The organism is Spirulina sp. LEGE 11439, from assembly GCF_059821285.1.
In genome coordinates, this window is record NZ_JCAMRX010000004.1 from 98,825 (window position 1) to 115,648 (window position 16,824).

A 16,824-nucleotide genomic window follows, 5' to 3' on the forward strand; every position below is an offset into this window, starting at 1 on the left:
CGATCGCGGTGCCGATCTCAAGCGATCGCAATTCACCCCGATTAATTCCCTCTACCCCATAAAATCGAGTAAACCCCTTGAGGATCGTTTAAACTTTGCAAAATGCGGAACTCCTCCTGTAAATGCTGCCATTCTTTCATTAAGGGAGCAATATTCATCTCTTGAGTTTTTTGCGGCGCGATCGCAATTGATAAAAAACTCTCCAATAGTTCGCTAAACGTTGGCTCTTCCCGATATTCTTCTACCTCCCAATCTTCTCCCAAATCCGCTTTTTTCGCCGCATAAGCGATCGCGACATCCAATCCCCCCAATTCATCCACTAACCCTAATTCCTTCGCATCCAAGCCCGACCAAACGCGACCTTGGGCGATCTCAGCCACAGTTTCCCGGGGTAAATCGCGAGATTCCGCCACGCTATCGAGAAAGACCTCATAAATGCGATCGACAAACCGTTGAATAATGGTTAATTCTTGTTCCGTTTTCGGACGTAAAATTGACTGTGTATCGGCAAAAGGAGCCGTTTTCACGACATCCCGCGTGAAGCCATTATCCGCCGCAATTTTCTCGATATTGGGCAAAATACCATATACCCCGATCGATCCTGTAGTAGTCATAGATTCGGCAAAAATATAATCAGATCCCATGGCAATTAAATAACCTCCCGATGCTGCCATATTTCCCATCGAAACGATAGTCGGTTTAGTCTCCTGAAGTAATTTTAATTCTCGTAAAATCAACTCTGAAGCCAAAGCACTACCCCCCGGACTATCAATTCGCAAAACAACGGCTTTGAGATCCTTATCTTCTCGTAACTTTCGCAACTGTTTCACGAGGCGATCGCTACCCATTTGCTCTCGAGTTCCTTCTCCATAGATAATGATACCGCGAGCGTACAAAACTCCGACTTTATGACGAGAAAATGAGTCATCTTTTCGCGTAATTTCTGAATAAGCTCCCAGATCGATCTGGCGAAATCCTTTCTTTTTCTGGGACTGTCCCGTAATTTCTCGTAATTTTGTTTCGACTTCATCAAAATAGGCCAATTCATTCGCCAACCCAGAAGAAATTGCATCTTGCGGTAAAAAGATCCCGTTTGTACTCACCAAATTTTGTAATTGTTGTGGGGGAATTCCTCGTCCTTTGCCCACAACTTGTAAAAATTCTGTCCACGCATCTCCGATCCAATTCTCGAGTTGTTCGCGATTTTCCGGACTGAATTCTGTTTGCGTATAAGGTTCGACGGCAGATTTATATTTACCAACTCTTACGACTTGTATACCAATGCCAAACTTTTCTAAAGCACCGGTTAAAAATAATTGTTGTACTCCCAACCCATTAACATCGATCGCCCCTCTCGGATTGAGTAAAATTTCATCAGCAACTGAGGCGAGATAATATTCTCGTTCTCCCCAATCGACATCATAAGCAATAATTTTTTTATCTGCCGCGCGAAACTTTTCTAAAGCACGACGAAGCGCCTGTAAATTTGCATATCCCGTCCCTCCATCTCCTCCACTTCCATCTAAAAAGAGGGCAACAATGCGATCGTCTTCGGCTGCCGCTTCGATCGCTTTTACCGCACGACGCAAAGACAGAATCTCGCGATCGCCCTCGGTAAAACTTTCAGCCAAAGCGTCGATCGGGATAGTATCTTGAATGGCCTCGGATAAATCAAACGTTAAAATCGATTTATCTTTCACTCGAGGTGTATCTTCTTCTGTTGCTAAAGACGCGACTAAAATCATGGTGAAAACGCTGACCCCAAAGATAGAAAAGAAGATGAGTGCCAAAAACGTTCCGAGCAAACTGGCGAAGACTTGTTTGAGAAATTGCATGATAATTTAAGTAAGGGATATAGCAGTGAGGAAACCTTTTCAGATTTTAACGCAAAGACTTTGAGAAATTTGCTTTCAGGATATCGATCGCTTCTCAAGCAGCACAACAGTACAACAGCAAACCCAAAAAATCTTTAGATAAAAACCATAGGCTTATCTTTTAAAAGGGCAAAAGATTCCGCATCAAAGCGATATAATTTAGCAGGTCGTCCCGCCCTTTGCGAGGATTTCAATCCAGTATCCTTTAAAAAACCCAGTTTTAACAAGCGACTGCGAAAATTAGAATAATCGGCAAAATCCTTTCCCAAAACCGTGCTGTAAAATTGATAGAGTTCGTTGAGGGTAAACATCGTAGGCAAAACATCAAAAGCGATCGGGCTGTATTCTAATTTATTACGCAATCGGCGATAACCATATTTTAAAATACGATCGCGATTGAAGGCCAAGGGAGGAATTTCAGGAACGAAAAACCAAGCCGTCATTCCTCCTTCTGCGGCTATTAATTCAGCCTCTTCAAAGCGAACCAACGCAAAATAACTGACCGATAGAGAGCGAACTTCTAAGGGTTGGGGATTTTCCCAAGGATCGCGTCCGAGTTCGTCAAAAGAATAGAGTTGTTCGAGATATAAATTTTGAACTTTGATTTTTTCCTTGAGAATGCGATCGGCAGCTTGTTGCAAAGATTCTTCCCGACGCACCAAAGTCCCCGGCAAACTCCACCACTCTTTAAAAGGCTCGTGCAACCGTTGAGTAAGAAGAACGAGAAGGTGATTGCTTTGCAGATCCACCGAAAAAATAACATTATCTACCCCGACTTGAAAAGTTTCAATCATATTTTAATAATGCGATTTCTCCCATTATTCATTGCTCATTGTATAGAGTTGTTCTTGGTGAATGTAGTCTTCAACTAGAGGCATGACTAAGCGACTATCCCCCCAATTGCGATAAGCAGAAGACGAGATTTCTGGCGCATTGAGAGCCGCGATCGCATAGATTCCGCCCATTGCTTCGACTGCTTTTAATTCTTCCTCCCGTAAAGGGTATCCCGGACGCGGAACGATCAAAAGGCAAACTTGCTGCAAAAGCTCCTCTCCTCGATGCCAACGGGGTAATTGGGAAATAATATCCGAACCAATAACAAAAGTGAAATGATTGTTTTTCCCCCACATTTGTTTGGCTATCTTTAAAGTTTCCACACTGTAGCGGTGACTTAATTCGCGATGCACGCTAATGTTATGGCGCGGTGCATCGATGTCTGCGATCGCCAATCCTAACATCCTCATGCGATGTTCGAGGGGAGTTTGCTGGGATTTGAGTGGATTATCGGAAGCCCACACCGCAACCCAATCAAAGCGATCGCACAACCAGCGCAAAATCATTTGATGTCCCGCAGTGGGGGGATCGGCACTGGTACCAAATAAAGCAATATTTTTCATTTTGTGATGAGTTATTTATTTGTGGCTGATAGCTGTTCGTCAATTTCTCTTTTCAAGTGCTGCAAAGATGGGGAAATCTCGACGGGAATGGGTTTGGGGTGTTCCAAATGGCGCGTTTCTCCCGGTAAATTGGCAACAGAAGCAGCCGTGCGGCGGCGAATGGTCGCGATCGCGTCGTCTTCTTTGACCCGTTTCCCCGCCTTCATGACCAATTCTAATAAGGGTGTTTCTTTTCCTTGGGGTTCTTCGGTCATCAAACCGAGACGATCGCGCATTGCTGGGGTTGACCGCCGAAAAATTTGCTTGCGCCCGGGATAACTGGCCTTACCCGCAGAGAGTTTCAGGGTGGGAATACCGTCAATTTCGACCAATTTATAAACTCCATTTACCGGATTTCCCGTTACCAAACGCGTGCCGATGCCATAGCCGTCGATCGCGGCTCCTTCGCGTTGCAACCGGGCGATTTCCCACTCGTCGAGATCCCCACTGGCAAAAATTGAGACTTCAGGTAAAAGCGATCGCACTTGTCGCGATAAAGTCACTAAATCTCCCGAATCCAAACGCACTCCTTTCACTTGTTTTTTACCTGCTGCGATCTGTTTTGCCAAACTTTCCGCCGCTTTGACGGTATCGTAAGTATCGATTAACAAAGGGGCTTGAGGAAAATAGCGACCAAAAGCATTAAACGCCTCATTTTCATCTCCTCCTGCGAGCGCCCCTACCGCCATCACCAAAGCGTGAGCCATTGTCCCGACGGGTTTCTCTCCCAATTTCAAAGCGGCCAAAACATTAGACGTACTATCCAACCCCCCTGCCAATGCCGCCCGTGCTGCCCACATTGCCCCTTGCGGACTAAATGCCCTGCGCGTGCCGAACTCCAGTATTTTCGCCCTTTCCCCCGCCGTATCGCGAATCCTTGCGGCTCTCGTGGCAATTAAAGTTTGATAGTTAATGGTATTTAAAAGATACGTTTCCGCGATTTGTGCCTGCCAGAGAGGCGCTTCTAACCGCAAAATCGGTTCGTCGGGAAAAATTGCGCTTCCTTCCGCCACCGCCCAAATATCCCCCGTAAACCGCCCCGACTCCAAGACCTGCCAAAAGCGATCGGGGGCATGGGGGAAAATTCCCGTTGCTTGTAGCGCCGCAATTTGTTCGGGACTAAACTGCCAATTCTGCAAATACTCGCAAACCTGTGCCAGTCCCATCGCGATTAAATAGCCAAACTGAGAGGGCAGCGATCGCGTAAAAAGTTCGAAGCTCGCAGGCTTCTCTTCAATGCCTTCACCAACATAGCAAGCTGTCATGGTCAGTTGATAAAGATCGGTCAACAAGCTATATTCATGTTTGCCGATCGTCAACGCTCGATCTAATGTCATTTTTGTTCATTGGGGCGGGGGTTGTCTCTAATTATAGTAAATTTCACCATAATTTCAGAGCGATCGCTCATCACCAACAACAAACAACAAACAACAAACAACTCATGCTGGTTTTTGCGATTTTCCGTAAAGAATTGCAGAGCTACTTCGCCTCTCCCCTTGCTTATATCGTGGCGGGGGTTTTCTGGATGCTGTCGGGTTTTGTCTTTGTCTTTTTACTCCTCGGACCGAGGGGAGTCATTCAAGAGGTGGCGACCGGAGAACAATTAGGTTTGCCGATGCCGTCTGTAGATGTCGCTTATATTTTCTTGGTTAGATATTTAAGTACGATTGGTTCGATTTCATCTTTTATCTTGCCGATTCTTTCTATGGGACTCTATGCAGACGAACGCAAGCGACGCACCTTAGAGTTATTGGCAACTTCTCCGATCTCTAATTGGGTTATTGCCCTTGGAAAACTATTGGGAGTGGTGACATTTTATATCACCTTGCTCGTCCCGATCGTAATTTGCGAAGCGATCGCTTTCAGTGCAGCCGATCCCAGCTTTCCGGCCGCCGTTCCTTTACTCGCTCATCTGGGATTGATTCTTTTGGCCGCTTCAATTCTGTCCTTGGGAATGTTCATCTCCTCTTTAACCGCGAGTTCTCTCATTGCAGCACTCGTCACCTTTGCACTCGTCCTCTTTCTCTCCCTCCTAGACATTATTGCCGATCGCCTTCCCCAATCCACTGCAGCAATTCTCACTCATCTTTCCCTCATCAAACATTACGATACTCTCCTGCAAGGGGTTTTTGATTTGGGCAGTTTGGCACTCTTTGCCAGTTACATTATCCTAGGAATATTCCTCACCGCTCAGTCTATCGAAGCTCTACGCTTTCAGCGCTCCTAACCCATTATTGATTGCTCATTACCGATGAAAAACTTCGTCCAACACTTTCGCTTCGATCGCAGCTTGTGGAAATATCTATTTTGGGTGGGTTTATTCGTTACCACAGCCGCCTTGGTGGCAGGATTTACTCAGGGAAGTTGGTCGTTCTTGACAATCTTCTTGGTGGTTTTGGGAATTTTTATAACTTTAGTGAGTGCGGGATTATGGGGCGGAAAATTTCAAGGGCTTCAGGAAAAACGTTCCACTCGAGCCGGAAGCGATGCCGCGATCGCGACGATCGCGTTTATTGTTATTCTCGGTTGCTTGAATTTCTTGGCCGTAGGTTATGGCAAAAGTTGGGATCTTACCGAAACCCAGCTTTTTACCCTTGCACCTCAAACGCAACAACTGGTAAAAAATTTAACTCAACCCCTCAAAGTTTGGGTATTTGAACCTACTCTCACCCCTCCCGATCGCAACCTGCTCGAGCGCTATAGGAAATTGAGTCCCAATTTTGAGTATGAGTTTGTCGATCCGCAAGTGGAGATCGGTTTATCTCGACGTTATGGGGTAGAACAACGCGGAGAAGTTCATTTAGATTATGGGAACAAAACGCAATTAGTACAAACCTTACGAGAAGGCCAGCAAGGACAGCCTCTCTCGGAAATTCAGATTACCAATGGGATCGAGAAAATATTGCGCGATCGCACTCCCAAGATTTACTTTTTGCAGGGTCATGGGGAATTACCTTTAGAACCGATCGAAGGGGGACTTTCTCAAGCTGTCACCAGTTTGCAAGAGCGGGGGTACATTGTCGAACCTCTCGATCTCAGTAGGGAATCTGACATTCCCGAAGATACAACAGTGCTGGCGATCGCTTCTCCAGAACGACCGCTCTTTACTGGCGAACGAGAAGCCGTGGAAGACTACTTAAAGCAGGGCGGCGGACTACTTCTCTTGTTACCTCCCAATAGTAATGCAGGCTTAAATGACCTCTTAGAAGCATGGGGAATTGAACTCGATACTCGTCTGGCGATCGATGCTTCGGGAACGGGAAGTGCGATCGGTTATAGCCCAACTACCCCCTTAGTCAACCGCTACGGCACTCATCCTATTACTCTTGAATTTAACAATCGCTTCTCGGTTTATCCCCTATCTGCGCCCATTATTATTGAAGATAAAAATGATATTGAAGCTGTCCCTCTTGTGATGACCAATGAGGAAAGCTGGGCTGAAAGAGACTTAACTTCGGATACCCTCGAATTCGATCCCGAGGAAGATTTAGCCGGGCCGATTAATATTGGGGTTGCCCTCGAACAGTCTTTAGAATCAGCAGCAGAAGATAACGAAAATTCAGAGTCAACCGAAAGCCAAGAAGAGGAAGAAAATACAGAAGAATCTAGCGAAGAAGATACAGAGACTAAGACAACAGATTCAGACGAGGAAGAAGACAATTCGCCTAAAGTCAGAATGGTTGTTTTTGGGAATTCAAGTTTTGCCACCAATGGTTGGTTTGAGCAACAATTTAACAGCGATGTATTCCTCAATTCTGTTAAATGGCTGGCGAATGAAGATGAACAATTATTATCAATTCGTCCGAAAGAATTGTCCAATCGCCGGATTAATTTATCACCCGAATTAGCCGCATTATTAGGCTGGCTTGCGATCGCCTTTTTTCCTTTATGCGCTTTTGTGGGAGCTGGGGCCATTTGGTGGGTAAAACGATGAGAAAATGACTATAGTTTAAATGAAAAAATAGACTTTTTGACTGGTCACAAAAACATCAGAATCTTTTGTTGGATAGTCGTTTATTGTGAATTGAGATCGTTGCAATTACAAATTTGGTCTGCGATCGCGACTTGAATTTCTACCAGCAAATCTTCAAGATTGCCTGTTATTGAAGGAACAAGTCCTCTATCTTGTAAACTTTTTCCCAACCCGAGGAGTTTTTCTCCTTCGATAATGACTTGCTGGGTGGGAAAGTTTCCCAAGAATTCCAGCAAAGAGATTTTACCATCATCAAGAATGGAGAAAATTACGGCACTCCGAATAGATTGAACATTCGCACTGCTTGAAGGCGTGTGAATCACCTGTCCTAGTTGAAATAAAGCATACTCACCGAGAAGACTTTTGAGAATGCGATTAATTGAAGCAAACTCTAATTTTGTTTCTGAAGTTAGAATCGTTTGTAAATCTTCCGGCTCTAAATTCGCCTGTGCCATAAAAAAGCGCCAACCGGGAGGAACTTTACCGGTTTCAGCAAAGGTCGTTAAGTCGGCAATAGAAAAGTTGAAACGAAGCGGACCAAAGACTAAAATTATTTCTTCTGCTGTTCGAGAGGGTCGATAAGGCGAGAGCAAAGTAGGAGAAGAAAATTGAGCCAATCGTATTGCTTCTTCTGGGGTTGCAGAGTCTTTTAACCAGACTTCTTTCTCAATTATTTCTAATGCTAAGCTCAGATCGTCTGAAATCTTACAGGATGATTCGTTCCTCGATTTTTGAGATTTAACTGTAGCGATCGCAAGATTCTCCTTTGATGAGGAAATTTCTCGAGAAATCGTTTCCTCACATTCACAAACAAGATCGGGAAGAAGATCCTCGAAAAAACTAAACAGGGTTGAGAGTCGTCGTACAAAAAGATCGATATCCCGATGAACTCGGCTCAATCGTCCTAAATCTAGGCGTACCTCTGATTCTGGATAGCGTTTGACGAGTTCCAAAACGGACATATTTTTATCTAAAAAGGCAGAATAGAGCGCTTGACCTAACGAATTCAGATTTTCTCGCTCTAACGGATCTCCAACCAGTTTATTGAGTTGGAAGAGCAAAAATTGAATATCCGTCGGACCGAGAGGAATACCCGTATCGGGAATTTCATCGGCGAGGAGGGTTGCCATCAGGTCGGCAGATAAGGGAGTACGATCCAAGAAGGCTTGCAATGCTTCAGACGTTTCGCCTTCTGTCGCAAACTCTTCTATCTCACTAACAGGCAATGTCGCCGTAATGTTTTGATATCTTAAAAAGACAGTCTCCGCAGCCGTGGCACTTGCGACAGAGTTAAAAAGAACGATCGCAGACAGAAACAAACTAGGTGCGAGATATTTTCGGCTTAACTCTTTGAGACGCGATCGCATTGAAAATTTCTTTCCTCGGAATACAGAAAACATAAATTGAATCTCTTTAATTTAATCGATCGCAGGAGACGGGCAGGATTCAGCACCGGGAAGCCCGAGCATTTCCCCTAGAGAAAAACAGGTAAAGGGATTTTCCGGGATCGGCACTTCTCCAGCAGCCACCCAAAAAAGCAATCGTTGAGGATCGAAAACTACCTGACGCAAAGAGCCATTACCGCCAATGCTGGCATTATTATCAAAAACGTCAAAGGGGCTAAATTCTCCCGTTTCCGAGTGAATGCGATCGCGCAAAATTTCTACGGTGGTTTCTGGGTTGATTTTGCCATAATGCGATCGCGATCCATTGGGTTCTAGTAGTTGCTGAAAACTTCTGAAACGATTAAAACTCGATTCGCTGGAACTATCTCGACCTTCTGTTTCTGGTGCGGCAAAATGATTGGTCATATAGAGGAGTCCATTCTGATTCAACTCCCGCACTCCCATTTCTGTCCCCAAAAGTTCAAATACTCCCGCACGTTCGGATTTTGCGTCAGAAATAATGACCAGTGTAGATCGCATTCGTTCGTAAGCATTCATAATAGCATAGGCTTCTTCATAGTTTCTCGCATACTGTGTCACTCGTGCCATGAGTTGCACTGTACTTTTGCCTTGCAAGGAGAGATCGCCATAATCCCGAGGATGAGAGGTGTTATTCGAAATAATAATTCCTTCAGCATTAAATCCAGCATTCGGCCAAACCATACCGGGAATGGTAATAAAGGCGTGGGGAATACCATCATTAGGCTGGCGCACAAGAATCGTGGGATGGTCGATCCAGTAAGGGATCGGCGAACCATCATTATCTAGCGTCCAACCGTGATACATCCGTCCGTCAGCAGTCGCATCGCCAAAGGCAATAAAATGAGCGCAGCCATCATTAAAGAGAATATTGGGGGCTAAATAGGTAAAATATTCTTGGTAAACATCCCCAAGAGCGAGAACCATACAACCATCTAAGGTCATGCCAATATCTTCAGTGGCAGCAACCAAGCCTTTACATTCTTCGATGACATTGGGAAAAGAGCGTTTGCGTGCCAGTCTACCGAGAGCCAGTCCTCGACCAAAGAAGTTCAGCGAATCAATGATTTCTTTTCCGAGGGCGGCAATTTCATCATGTAATAATGTGCCGTGTTGATAGCCCATCTCATAGGGCGTACCTTTCAACCAAACCACCTTAATTTTGCCATAGTCTTCGCGACGAGAAGGAACGGGCTGCCATGTTCCTTGCTCGGGTTGCCAACGCATGGAAGCCTCTGGAGAGGTTTGCGCGGCTAATTTTTGTGGCGATGCCAACATTCCGATCGCGGCGATCGCGCCAGCAAAAAGGAAATTTTGAAATAAGTGAAAGGGTTTCAAGATTTTTCCTCGACTAAGCGAACGCCATGAATTGTGGAAGGTGGTAATTTGGGAGGGACTGCGTTAATTTCGATAGTTTTAATATTGAATTTGGGGATAATTGTAAATTTGTCTCCCATTTCTAGCAAAAGATAGTCTTCTAGAAGACCTTTTTGGAGTTTGCTGACCATATTTACGGCTGGGGTTTCTTCAGGCTTTACTTCCCATTCAAAAGATTGACTTGTCCCATCTATAAACTGAATTGTCATTCGGATTGTCTGACTCATTACTTTGTCCTCATCATCGGAAATGCGATCGCCTTTCAAGAATCATACTATTTATTGCAACAGCCTTTTTGTGATTCCATCAATTCAATACCCTCTGCCAAAATTCGGATTAGGGCAAAAGTTATAACCCATAAAAAAGGGCAGGTATTCCACCCACCCTAGAAAATTTATCGATCGTTCCGCACCGGTAAAGGAGTTTCCAGAATTTCCATCAACAACTCCAACCGAGAAGGACGAGACAACAACGGAATCAAGTTCGGTAACGAGTAGTAGTCCCCGCTAAAAGTGAACGTATCAATTTGCACTTCTTCCGATCGCAATTTGCGTTCTACGAAATCAGAAGCATGACCGACTTTAACGATAACGACGTTGGGTTTTACGTTTAACTCTTTGCAGTATGCAGCAAACGCCGTATTAAAGTAAGGAGCCGTGTTATCCCCTTCATCCGTGACCACAATGAACTGTTCTACCACCTGTTTCCGCAAGCGCATTGCTTCCACTGGAGAACCGATACTCGTTGCCCCACCTGCGTGCAAGTGTTGAAAGGCTTTATCCCAGTCACTCAAGTTCTGACCTGATGCGGTAATCGGGTAGGGCATCGTGTCAAAAGCGTAGACAAACAAATCCGCCTCTACAACCCCGGAAATCAAAGCGGCAATTTGCTTCCCGACTTCCAACGCCGCATCCATCGAACTCGACTTATCCACCAGTAAAGCTGTGGGTTTTTTAATTGACCCTTTTTGCTTCACTTGTGCGTCCATCACTTGTTCTAACTTCGCGGTGGTTTCTGCATCTAAGCCAGCAGCCTCCGCCGCAACCTTACCTTTCAAAGCCGAAACTCGCTTGCTAGACTTCGCCGCCTCCAATTTCTCATCGATCAACGCTTTCACATCTGGGTTTTCCAGCGCGCCGCGTTCTTTGAGAGATTTGAGGTTGTTGATCGTCTCTTGAGGACTCATGGCGTTAATGAGTGCCACCAATACTACAGGAGTTACTTGTTTCACTGCCCCGATCGCAACAGTATAAGGAATCTTATTCTCGACGATCGCCCGGGCTTGGTCTGTGGGAGTATCGGCTTTAGCCAGCATTTTTACTGCATAAGCCAAACTACCAGCAGGGGGCGCATCTTTAAACAAGATGGCATCGGCGCGAGGGTTGGGTTTAATGTGCAGGGTCGCATACAGGTGTTTCATGGCTTTCCGACCTCGCAAAGCAGCGCGATCGAAGAATTCTGGTTTCGCTTCCCGGTGACGCAGATACCGACGCACCGCAGTTCGTGCCGATCGCGGCATTTTATTCCGATGTTGCTTCATAAAGTCTACAATCCTCGCCACTTGGTAGGGAGGAAAATCTTGCAACATCATAAATCCGGCATCTCGATGCTCCATCAAGGCACTCGCGAGCAAGTTTCCGGTAAAAACTTCCTTATGATCGCGCACGTCCCCGTTTTTGCCGTACCAAGCTGCTAAGCGACCATAAAAGAGCGGGTCGAGTTCGATAATCGTTTTGTGAATTTCTGCCACATCTTCCAGCTTACGGTGAGGAGTCGTCAGCAAGCTATTCAGCATTTCCAAACGCAAATCTCGTTCGGTGTTATTCATCGTTGCAGTGGTCATTTGAGCTACCTCCTTAGTGATTGTAGGGAAATCTAGGGAGGCAGGTGTCGCCTTTTTCAGTCATCAGTTATCAGTTATCAGTTATCAGTGAATGGGTAACTTTTCTCATTGATAATTGAAAAGTGGCCGCGCAAGTTTAGAGGGCTTTTGTTATCGATTTTAGAGTCGAGTATGTATGCCCTCTATCTTGGGGCGCGGCGACATCTGCCAGTATAACTTTTGACTTGGGTTGATGTCAAGAATGGCAGGCCGCGTAAGTTGCAAAGGCTCCCGCTTTATGGCTCGGGCTCGCAGCGCTAACTTCTAAGCGCACCGTACTTTTGGTAGAAGTATGTATGCCTTTGCGATCGGGACGCGGCACAAATTTTATTGGTCTTTCGCAGATGTGCTTCTCTAGGATTTTAGAGAAATAATTGCGCCGAAAGATTCGAGATTGGCTTTAATTTTTAAACCATCTTCTGGTGTAACGGCTTGCTTGACAATACTGGGCGTAGAATTAACCAAAATTTTGGCATTTTTTAAGCCCAATCCCGTGACATTCCAAACGGCGCGGGTAATTGCTGCTTTTTTATTCTTCGGTGCGGTTTCGAGAACCACATCGACCATTTGAAAATCTTCTGGTTTGGATTGAATATCCCGATTGATGGGCGAGATAAATTTCACTTTCATCGGGGAGGCGTCTATGCCAAAATTCTTTTCAATTTGTTTGATAAGTTCGGCAGCTTCAACCAAGGTTAAGGTTTTCATTTGCTCGATAATTGTCATCACTTTTGCAGACATTTGACTCACCTCCCCGAGTTCAATAATCGGCGAACGAATATGAATTTATTTTTGATGCTATTGTTCTGCTTCTGAAGATTGAAGGAAATTTAAAATTGAGAGAAAATCAAGATTTCGCGCAAGTTAAGAAAGCTGTTGGAGATACACAGGATTTGAACCTGTAATCGCTTGATCTTGAGTCAAGTGCCTTACCATTCGGCTAGTATGTAAGCTATCAATGTTAGGGCGCGAAATCAAATTCTTTATTTCGGTTGCATCTGTTTCATTATAGCTTTAATTTCCTTTTTTGTACAGTGCCTTCTATGAAAAGCGTAAATATTTTTTCCGTATTCATTTAAGGCTTGCCGATCGCTAATTTTTCGCTGTAGCAAAATATCAAAGGGTTGTCTTTTTAAAGGAAGAACTTGAAAAGAAATAAGATACCAAATTCCGTCAATTTTGCGATATTGTCGATCGCGATCGCATTCCACGATATCATCCCGCTTTTTTTCCTCGATCCGAGGCTGTTTCTTGGCAAGGCAAAGAATACCGGTTTCTGGATGAATGTAGAGATTTTCTCGTCTTCTCCAGCAATAGTCGTCTAATCGCGATCGCTTGTAACTTCGAGCCGCTTTTCGATAAGGAATTCCATCAATTATAATGACATCCTGTTCGACAAAATCCCAAACATGAGAAAGGATATGCTGCCCGGAAAGCGTACTGGTATCCAGTCGATAGCAAAGTTCGCTATAAACGATATTCCAAGGTTGTCCGATGTAAGAACGAAGCCAACGATATAAAGGGGAAAGATGGTCGGAAAAATAGCGCGATCGCCAGTGTTTTTTCTTAATGACAAAAGGCTTTAATAGCCCATCTTCGCTAGCTTCTCGGGTAATGCGATCGAGGGCTTTTTTATACCCTTTGACTTTCTTGCAGCTAACTCTCAAGCCACTGCGAGGGCGTTCGATAACAATTCGATCTAAACGATGTTCGCTCACAATTCAATCTGAGATGAAAGATTTTTCGATAACATGATTTTTCTCGCGATCGCACTAATCTCTGCAAATCACTCATTAAATTCAAACTTGTTAAACAATGAAGCATCATTATCACCTCCAGATATTGTCAAAATTGCAAATAGAATGGAAAGATAAATTTCGCAAATCGATACAAAATTAATTGATGATTGAAATAAACCCGCACAAGTTTGCAAAGCTGTTTTTTCACACGTCCATCGCTCTACCACTGAGCTACAACCGCACGGAACGCGGCTGGCGAGGAATCGAACCTGCGACCAATGGATTAAACAAGGTATGTAAGCTACGCGAGGTTAGGGTGCGGGCTTAAATCAATTATCGGTTATCAGTAAACAGTTATCAGTTATTGATAATTGTTCATTGATAATTGATATGTCCCGCGCAAGTTTAAAAAGTGAGTTTCACAAGATGCCTTTTCCATTTAGGCTACTAGCGCATAGATGCACTAGGTGGGATTCGAACCCACATTATCCTCTTTACAGGAGAAGTGTGTACGCTTTTATTGTTAGGGCGCGGGAATATTCCTTTACCATTGAACAATTATTGAGTTTCTTAACCGTAAACGGCTTCTGGACGAACGATCAAATCTCCATTTTGCGGGCGATCGATGACGTAATCGGAAAGGCGATCGCGATGGACATCAAAATACTGTGCCAGTCGCTCTTTCACTTGAGTATCATTCATTCCCGTGTTAATATTGACTTGGGGTTCGGCTACATCGTAAGAACGACCTTCAAAACGAATGTGAACCATTGTCTTTACCTCTATCCTTCTTTTTAATCATTCAACAAGTTTTTAAAAACCGGGAATCTCTTGGATTGTGTTCCTTTTTTTATTCCCATGACCACATACTACAAGTATGTTACGGATTTGTCAAGGAGATAGAAAAAATTTTTTGATGGTGTTTTGCGTTGAATGGATAACTGGTGACTGGTGACTGGTGACTGGTGACTGGTGACTGAATATCACTCCTGATCGAGGTTCAGTAAATGCTGTACTGTAGTAATGAGTTCGTGTGCTTTAAACGGCTTAACGAGATAGGCATCTGCGCCTTGCTTCAAACCCCAATAGCGATCGATCTCGGTAGACTTGGAAGAACAGAGAATGACTTGAATATCTTTTGTGGCGGGATGAGACTTGAGTTTGCGGCACAACTCGTAGCCATTGAGCTTGGGCATGATGATGTCTAGAATAATTGCATCGGGACGTTCTTTTTTGATTTTTTGGATTGCCTCGATGCCGTCTTTAGCTGAAGTCACAGTAAAATTTCTGCTTGCAAGCCACTGAGAAATGATACAGCGCTGAGTTCGGCTATCTTCAACAACTAAAATCGTACTCATGGTTTCTTTTGCCCCATTTTTTTTGGGTTGAAAATCTTTCTGGTCGGTTTTCCGATGAATTTATTCTAGACTGAAGAGGCTTTATCCCCCATGAGGCAGGAGTCCTCTGTTTTTTTTTGGGACTTGGGTCCCATGCCCTTTAGGACTGTAGATGCTTGCAAGACGATTGAACAATGATTACGCTAAGGAAAAACTAGCCTGTAAAAAACTAGCCTGCTTCTACCCCACGTTGGCTTGAGTTAGTGAAATAACTTAGCGCAATGACCCGCTATCGGGCGGTAGCGAGTTACAAAATATTGTAGCAGAAATCTTTTGGGGGCTATCCGCTCCAAATGCGAGTTATTAAAACTTAGCAATATTGAGAATGATTCGGACTCAAGCGGCTATTTTTGCTCATTCTCGTCCGGCTAATTCACAAGGCTGAGAATTGTTTGCGGATTGAGAATGACGCGCCCGGTTTGTTGTAGATATCCCGTAATAAAACGTTCGAGTTGAGGTGCAAATAAACCGACGGGAGATTGAAATTCCTCGATAGCAAGAGATTCGATCTCATCAACGCCCTTGACGACTAACCCTAAAACTCGGCTCTCAACGCGAACGACAATAATATTCAATGAGTCTGCTAGGGACTCGGGCAAATCTCCTAATCCCAATTGGCGATCGAGATCGATTAACCATAGCATTTCCCCTCGCCAGTTATAGATCCCCAAGACAAATTCTGGCATATCTGGAATGGAGAGAATTTGCGCCGGACGAATTCGCAAAATTTCTTGAATATTTTCGACAGGGAATAAGGCTGTATTTTCGATCGCAATTTGACAGCCTAAAAATTTCTCTTCAGGTATAGGAGCAGAGGGATTGCGATCGCCTCTTCCAATCTCGATTGGTCTTGATTCTTCCAAAGAAAATTCAATAATCGAGTCATCCAGAGAAGAACCCGATTCTAACCAAGATTCCAGATCGATCGCGACTCGGGTATTATCGATTTCAATGTGTTCTTGCCAAGCAGGTTGTCCTTGACCTTGAATATATCCGGCAATCTCCGCCCCCGTTAGGGATTGAATTCGCAGACGCTTTAATCCTTTGGCGATAATGGCTAAACTGAAGGGGCGATCGGGAATCTCTTCCGATTCGAGGTTGACCACAAGAATATTGCTTTGCCATGCCACTCGGGCGGTAATGCCTTTGGCTTTGAGTTTATGATTGAAGAGTGATGCGATCGCCTTGGGATTGCCTTCGCGCACCAATTGCAAAATTCGCTTTTGTTCCAATTCGACTTGCCGGCTCATCATCTTATTTGCTCGTCCTCATCTCTTCTAGTTTTAACGCGATCGCGTCACCTTGAAAATAAAAAAAAATTTTTGCAAATTCTTCACGAGTGAGATTAGTTGTGTTAATCTTATATTAAGGGTTTCCAAGATTTACTATACTCATTTGCACTCTTTGGGCAGAATGAGAAATAAATAACCCATAATTGCAGGAAGGAAAGACTGATTTTTGTCTTCCCTGAAGCGATCGTAAAAAATCATCGCTTTTTTCAAAGGTTTCTTTTAAAGAGATTGTTAAAAGAGCTTAAGTAAAGGATATAAATCAAGAATACTTAAATTCAATGATTTTTCTTTAACAGCTTAAGTTTTATATCTAAGAATGAGAATTTTGATTTTCATTTGAAGTTTGTCCATAGGATTTTATCGATCCCGTTCGGATAAATGTTTGAAACACAAATCTTTGGAAAATATCTTAGCCGCGAGCTAGAGCGAT

General features: G+C 44.1%; 15 protein-coding genes and 1 tRNA gene. 2 read left to right on the plus strand and 14 right to left on the minus strand.

All coding sequences use genetic code 11. The features are described from left to right. Positions 1-41: 41 nt before the first annotated feature. From sppA to AC6RV6_RS04150, 4 genes are all read right to left on the minus strand, one after another. A complete protein-coding gene (sppA, locus tag AC6RV6_RS04135; RefSeq protein WP_500239141.1) occupies positions 42-1,835 on the minus strand; it encodes a signal peptide peptidase SppA in 1,794 nt (597 codons plus the stop codon). 134 nt (positions 1,836-1,969) lie between these two features. Continuing rightward, on the minus strand, positions 1,970-2,668 hold the full coding sequence (locus AC6RV6_RS04140; protein WP_500239143.1) for an NUDIX hydrolase: 699 nt from the start codon (positions 2,666-2,668) through the stop codon (positions 1,970-1,972). 24 nt (positions 2,669-2,692) lie between these two features. Continuing rightward, entirely contained in the window at positions 2,693-3,271 is a 579-nt protein-coding gene (locus tag AC6RV6_RS04145) for a nicotinate-nucleotide adenylyltransferase (RefSeq protein WP_500239144.1), read from the minus strand. A gap of 11 nt (positions 3,272-3,282) precedes the next feature. Beyond that, positions 3,283-4,647 carry a nicotinate phosphoribosyltransferase gene (locus AC6RV6_RS04150; protein ID WP_500239146.1) on the minus strand — a complete coding sequence of 455 codons (1,365 nt, stop codon included), beginning with the start codon at positions 4,645-4,647 and terminating at the stop codon, positions 3,283-3,285. Positions 4,648-4,751: 104 nt separating this feature from the next. Between AC6RV6_RS04150 and AC6RV6_RS04155 the strand changes: the two genes are divergently transcribed. Together AC6RV6_RS04155 and AC6RV6_RS04160 are read left to right on the plus strand one after the other, a co-directional pair. Beyond that, positions 4,752-5,537 carry an ABC transporter permease gene (locus tag AC6RV6_RS04155; RefSeq protein ID WP_500239334.1) on the plus strand — a complete coding sequence of 262 codons (786 nt, stop codon included), beginning with the start codon at positions 4,752-4,754 and terminating at the stop codon, positions 5,535-5,537. Between the two features lie 24 nt (positions 5,538-5,561). Then, positions 5,562-7,244, plus strand: coding sequence for a GldG family protein (locus AC6RV6_RS04160; protein WP_500239147.1), 1,683 nt, complete (start codon positions 5,562-5,564; stop codon positions 7,242-7,244). Between the two features lie 80 nt (positions 7,245-7,324). On the opposite strand, the gene AC6RV6_RS04165 is transcribed toward AC6RV6_RS04160, so the two are convergent. The 10 genes from AC6RV6_RS04165 to AC6RV6_RS04210 form a co-directional block, all read right to left on the minus strand. Next, the gene (locus AC6RV6_RS04165; protein ID WP_500239148.1) at positions 7,325-8,683 is read right to left on the minus strand and encodes an alpha/beta hydrolase; all 1,359 of its coding nucleotides are present in this window, start codon (positions 8,681-8,683) and stop codon (positions 7,325-7,327) included. 18 nt (positions 8,684-8,701) lie between these two features. Beyond that, entirely contained in the window at positions 8,702-10,045 is a 1,344-nt protein-coding gene (locus AC6RV6_RS04170) for a C45 family autoproteolytic acyltransferase/hydrolase (protein WP_500239149.1), read from the minus strand. Further along, a complete protein-coding gene (locus tag AC6RV6_RS04175; protein WP_500239152.1) occupies positions 10,042-10,311 on the minus strand; it encodes a hypothetical protein in 270 nt (89 codons plus the stop codon). Before AC6RV6_RS04175 ends, AC6RV6_RS04170 begins: the two co-directional genes overlap by 4 nt. 167 nt (positions 10,312-10,478) lie before the next feature. Then, positions 10,479-11,912, minus strand: coding sequence for a hypothetical protein (locus AC6RV6_RS04180; protein ID WP_500239337.1), 1,434 nt, complete (start codon positions 11,910-11,912; stop codon positions 10,479-10,481). Between the two features lie 408 nt (positions 11,913-12,320). Then, the gene (gene rplL / locus AC6RV6_RS04185; RefSeq protein ID WP_500239153.1) at positions 12,321-12,707 is read right to left on the minus strand and encodes a 50S ribosomal protein L7/L12; all 387 of its coding nucleotides are present in this window, start codon (positions 12,705-12,707) and stop codon (positions 12,321-12,323) included. A 136-nt stretch (positions 12,708-12,843) separates the two neighbouring features. Then, a tRNA-Leu gene (locus AC6RV6_RS04190) sits at positions 12,844-12,911 on the minus strand. Between the two features lie 38 nt (positions 12,912-12,949). Further along, positions 12,950-13,684 carry a hypothetical protein gene (locus AC6RV6_RS04195; protein WP_500239154.1) on the minus strand — a complete coding sequence of 245 codons (735 nt, stop codon included), beginning with the start codon at positions 13,682-13,684 and terminating at the stop codon, positions 12,950-12,952. A 591-nt stretch (positions 13,685-14,275) separates the two neighbouring features. After that, positions 14,276-14,476 carry a hypothetical protein gene (locus AC6RV6_RS04200; protein ID WP_500239155.1) on the minus strand — a complete coding sequence of 67 codons (201 nt, stop codon included), beginning with the start codon at positions 14,474-14,476 and terminating at the stop codon, positions 14,276-14,278. Positions 14,477-14,688: 212 nt separating this feature from the next. After that, positions 14,689-15,063: a response regulator gene (locus tag AC6RV6_RS04205; protein WP_500239156.1), complete on the minus strand. Its 375-nt coding sequence runs from the start codon at positions 15,061-15,063 to the stop codon at positions 14,689-14,691. Positions 15,064-15,470: 407 nt separating this feature from the next. Continuing rightward, positions 15,471-16,355, minus strand: coding sequence for a chemotaxis protein CheW (locus AC6RV6_RS04210; protein ID WP_500239157.1), 885 nt, complete (start codon positions 16,353-16,355; stop codon positions 15,471-15,473). Positions 16,356-16,824 lie beyond the last annotated feature (469 nt).

Bases quoted from the DNA above. Each gene is read 5' to 3' on its own strand.
- sppA (WP_500239141.1), bottom strand. From the start codon at position 1,835: ATGCAATTTCTCAAACAAGTCTTCGCCAGTTTGCTCGGAACGTTTTTG.
- AC6RV6_RS04140 (WP_500239143.1), bottom strand. From the start codon at position 2,668: ATGATTGAAACTTTTCAAGTCGGGGTAGATAATGTTATTTTTTCGGTG.
- AC6RV6_RS04145 (WP_500239144.1), bottom strand. From the start codon at position 3,271: ATGAAAAATATTGCTTTATTTGGTACCAGTGCCGATCCCCCCACTGCG.
- AC6RV6_RS04150 (WP_500239146.1), bottom strand. From the start codon at position 4,647: ATGACATTAGATCGAGCGTTGACGATCGGCAAACATGAATATAGCTTG.
- AC6RV6_RS04155 (WP_500239334.1), top strand. From the start codon at position 4,752: ATGCTGGTTTTTGCGATTTTCCGTAAAGAATTGCAGAGCTACTTCGCC.
- AC6RV6_RS04160 (WP_500239147.1), top strand. From the start codon at position 5,562: ATGAAAAACTTCGTCCAACACTTTCGCTTCGATCGCAGCTTGTGGAAA.
- AC6RV6_RS04165 (WP_500239148.1), bottom strand. From the start codon at position 8,683: ATGTTTTCTGTATTCCGAGGAAAGAAATTTTCAATGCGATCGCGTCTC.
- AC6RV6_RS04175 (WP_500239152.1), bottom strand. From the start codon at position 10,311: ATGAGTCAGACAATCCGAATGACAATTCAGTTTATAGATGGGACAAGT.
- AC6RV6_RS04180 (WP_500239337.1), bottom strand. From the start codon at position 11,912: ATGAATAACACCGAACGAGATTTGCGTTTGGAAATGCTGAATAGCTTG.
- rplL (WP_500239153.1), bottom strand. From the start codon at position 12,707: ATGTCTGCAAAAGTGATGACAATTATCGAGCAAATGAAAACCTTAACC.
- AC6RV6_RS04200 (WP_500239155.1), bottom strand. From the start codon at position 14,476: ATGGTTCACATTCGTTTTGAAGGTCGTTCTTACGATGTAGCCGAACCC.
- AC6RV6_RS04205 (WP_500239156.1), bottom strand. From the start codon at position 15,063: ATGAGTACGATTTTAGTTGTTGAAGATAGCCGAACTCAGCGCTGTATC.
- AC6RV6_RS04210 (WP_500239157.1), bottom strand. From the start codon at position 16,355: ATGATGAGCCGGCAAGTCGAATTGGAACAAAAGCGAATTTTGCAATTG.